At 70.1% G+C, this 3,611-nt stretch carries 3 protein-coding genes; 2 read left to right on the forward strand and 1 reads right to left on the reverse strand.

All coding sequences use genetic code 11. From position 1 onward, the window contains the following. Nucleotides 1-227: 227 nt before the first annotated feature. Nucleotides 228-1,397, reverse strand: coding sequence for a steroid 3-ketoacyl-CoA thiolase (locus tag ABZY57_RS32340; RefSeq protein WP_356518053.1), 1,170 nt, complete (start codon nucleotides 1,395-1,397; stop codon nucleotides 228-230). A gap of 275 nt (nucleotides 1,398-1,672) precedes the next feature. Here ABZY57_RS32340 and ABZY57_RS32345 point away from each other — a divergent pair, with 275 nt between their 5' ends. Then, nucleotides 1,673-2,917: a cytochrome P450 gene (locus ABZY57_RS32345; protein WP_356518055.1), complete on the forward strand. Its 1,245-nt coding sequence runs from the start codon at nucleotides 1,673-1,675 to the stop codon at nucleotides 2,915-2,917. 165 nt (nucleotides 2,918-3,082) lie between these two features. Further along, nucleotides 3,083-3,433, forward strand: coding sequence for a DUF6193 family natural product biosynthesis protein (locus tag ABZY57_RS32350; RefSeq protein ID WP_356518057.1), 351 nt, complete (start codon nucleotides 3,083-3,085; stop codon nucleotides 3,431-3,433). Nucleotides 3,434-3,611: the final 178 nt, after the last annotated feature.

Consider the following 3,611-nt stretch of genomic DNA (forward strand, 5'->3'; position numbering starts at 1 on the left):
CCTGGACTACATGAACGACCGCTACGGCAGCCCCGAGGGCGCCTGGACCTTCTGGCAGAACCACCACTGGTACTGAGCCACCAGCGGACAGCGGACGAAGCAGTTCCGAAGTAGCTGACGCAGCTGAAACAGCGCTGCACCAGCGCATGCGAAGGCCCCGGCGGCCGACCTCCCCAGGTCCGGCCACCGGGGCCTTCGCGATCCCATCCCACAGGGTCGGTGAGCGGCTACAGCCGCTGGATGATGGTGCCCGTCGCCAGCGCGCCACCCGCGCACATGGTGATCAGCGCGAACTCCTTGTCCCGGCGCTCCAGCTCGTGGAGCGCGGTGGTGATCAGACGGGCCCCGGTCGCGCCGACGGGGTGGCCGAGCGCGATGCCGCCGCCGTTGACGTTGACCTTCTCCAGGTCCTGGTCGAAGACCTGGGCCCAGCTGAGGACGACGGAGGCGAAGGCCTCGTTGATCTCGACGAGGTCGATGTCCTTGAGGGACATGCCGGCCTTGCCCAGCACCGCCCGCGTCGCGTCGATCGGCCCGTCCAGGTGGAAGTGCGGGTCGGAGCCGACCAGCGTCTGGGCGACGATCCGGGCGCGCGGCCGCAGCTTGAGCGCGCGCGCCATCTTGCGCGAGGCCCACATCACGGCGGCGGCGCCGTCGGATATCTGCGAGGAGTTCCCGGCGGTGTGCACGGCGGTCGGCATGACCGGCTTGAGCCGGGCGAGGCCCTCCATGGAGGTGTCGCGCAGGCCCTCGTCCCGGTCGACCAGCCGCCACATGCCCTGGCCGGCGGCCTGCTCCGCTTCGGTGGTGGGCACCTGCACGGCGAAGGTCTCGCGCTTGAAGCGCTCCTCGGCCCACGCGGCGGCGGCCCGCTCCTGGGACAGGACGCCCAGCTTGTCCACGTCCTCGCGGGTCAGGCCCCGGTGGCGGGCGATGCGCTCGGCGGCCTCGAACTGGTTGGGGAGGTCGACGTTCCACTCGTCCGGGAAGGGCTTGCCGGGTCCGTGCTTCGACCCCGATCCCAGCGGCACGCGGCTCATGGCCTCGACCCCGCAGGCGATGCCGATGTCCATGACGCCGCCGGAGATCATGTTGGCGACCATGTGGTTGGCCTGCTGGGAGCTGCCGCACTGACAGTCCACGGTGGTCGCGGCGGTCTCGTACGGGAGGCCCATGGCCAGCCAGGCGTTGCGGGCCGGGTTCATCGACTGCTCGCCGGCGTGGGTGACGGTGCCGCCGACGATCTGCTCCACGCAGTCGGGCTGGATACCGGTGCGGGCGAGGAGCTCGCGGTAGGTCTCGCCGAGAAGGTAGGCGGGGTGAAGATTGGCGAGCGCGCCCCCGCGCTTGCCGATGGGTGTGCGTACGGCTTCGACGATGACGGGTTCCGCGGCCATGAGCTCGTCCTCTCCTGCTCCTGCGTAGCGCACAGCGCGCATCGGCTAGCGCGCCTCAGCTGACGGGCGGGCCGTCCCGGCGCCCCACCCGAACTAGTACGCGTTCTAGTTCTCCCCGCAGTCTTATGACCAGAACACCCGGTACGCAAGGGTCTTGCACGCGGCTTACACGGATTCCACACGCAACAGTTGGCGCGGGGCCCCTTGTCACTTCTAGAACTCGTTACTACCTTCAAGCCAACTTCTGATGGGCCGTCAGACTTTGGAGCCGCCCGATGACCTGCCCCGCACTGCCCGAAGGCTTCGACGCCACCGACCCGGACGTACTCCAGGCCCGGGTCCCCTACCCCGAGTTCGCGCAGTTGCGGCAGACCGCACCGGTGTGGTGGTGCCCGCAGCCGCGGGGCATCACCGGCTTCGACGACGAGGGGTACTGGGCCGTCACCCGGCACGCGGACGTCAAGTACATCTCCACGCACCCGGAGTTGTTCTCCTCCACGACGAACACGGCGATCATCCGCTTCAACGAACACATCCAGCGCGATGCGATAGATGCCCAGCGATTGATCATGCTGAACATGGATCCGCCGGAACACACCCGCGTACGCCAGATCGTGCAGCGCGGCTTCACCCCGCGGGCCATCCGCGGGCTGGAGGACGCCCTGCGCGACCGGGCCCACAAGATCGTCGCGGAGGCCCTGGAAACCTCGGCCGACGGCAGCTTCGACTTCGTCACCCAGGTGGCGTGCGAGCTCCCGCTGCAGGCCATCGCCGAGCTGATCGGCGTACCGCAGGAGGACCGGTCCCGGATCTTCGACTGGTCGAACAAGATGATCGCCTACGACGACCCGGAGTACGCGATCACCGCCGAGGTCGGCGGCAACGCCGCGGCGGAGATCATCGGCTACTCGATGAACCTGGCCGCCGAGCGCAAGGAGTGCCCGGCCAAGGACATCGTCACGCAGCTGGTGGCGGCCGAAGGCCAGGGCAACCTGGGCTCCGACGAGTTCGGCTTCTTCGTCCTCCTCCTGGCGGTGGCGGGCAACGAGACCACCCGCAACGCCATCAGCCACGGCATGCACGCCTTCCTGACCCACCCCGACCAGTGGGAGCTCTACAAGCGCACCCGGCCCTCCACCGCCGCCGAGGAGATCGTTCGCTGGGCCACCCCCGTGGTGTCCTTCCAGCGCACCGCCACCCAGGACACCGAACTGGGCGGGCAGAAGATCAAGGCGGGCGACCGGGTGGGGATGTTCTACTCCTCCGCGAACCACGACCCCGAGGTGTTCGAGAACCCCGACGCCTTCGACATCACCCGCGACCCGAACCCGCACCTGGGCTTCGGCGGTGGCGGCCCGCACTTCTGCCTCGGCAAGTCGCTGGCCATCATGGAGATCGACCTGATGTTCAACGCCCTGGCCGATGCCCTGCCCGACCTGCGCCTCGTCGGGGACGGCCCGCGCCGGCTGCGCGCGGCCTGGCTGAACGGCATCAAGGAACTGCGGGTGAGCCACGGCTGACGGCCACCGCCGACAGCCGCGCCTGACCCGTGATCCAAGGACGGCAGGGGCCCCACCTCCCACGCCCGGCCCCTGCCGTCCCTCGGTTGTTACCCGCGGGTCGTTACCTTCTCGCCGCCTTCGAGATCATTGCCTTCGCGGCGGACCGGACCCCAGACTGCCCGGATGAACCTTGAGGACCCCAGCGCGAGACGGTGGCAGCGCCTGCCCACGACGTGGCAGCGGATGGTCGATCTCGGCGGCGGTTCCGAGTCCATGAGCCAGGGGGTCCTGGCCCTCATCGAGGCCGCCCGCGAGGAGCCGGAACTGCGTCGGCTGTACCCGTACACCAGCCACTTCACCCTGTGGTTCAGCGCCTCCGACGGGCACCCCTTCGCCGTGACCGCGCCGGCCGTGGAACCCCTCCCCGACGGCCGCTTCCGCGTCCGCGGCCCCCGCCAGACCACCGTCCTGGGCGAAGCGGACACGGCCCGGGCGGCGATAGCCCTGGTCGTGTCGCATCTGTCGGCCGAGTAGCCCGGGCCGGCGAATTCATGCCCCCGGCAGGGCCCTGGCCGCCCACCTCCGCCACCCCCGCGCCGACCCGGACCCCGCCCCGAGTGGCGGAAGCCGCCGCACGGGCGGATCCTGACAGCACGCGGCGATCCATCGCGAAGGGGTGCCGGGACGGGCTGTTGCACCGCCCCGGCACCCC

This window comes from Streptomyces sp. NPDC006450 (assembly GCF_040612195.1).
Classification (GTDB): Bacteria; Actinomycetota; Actinomycetes; order Streptomycetales; family Streptomycetaceae; genus Streptomyces.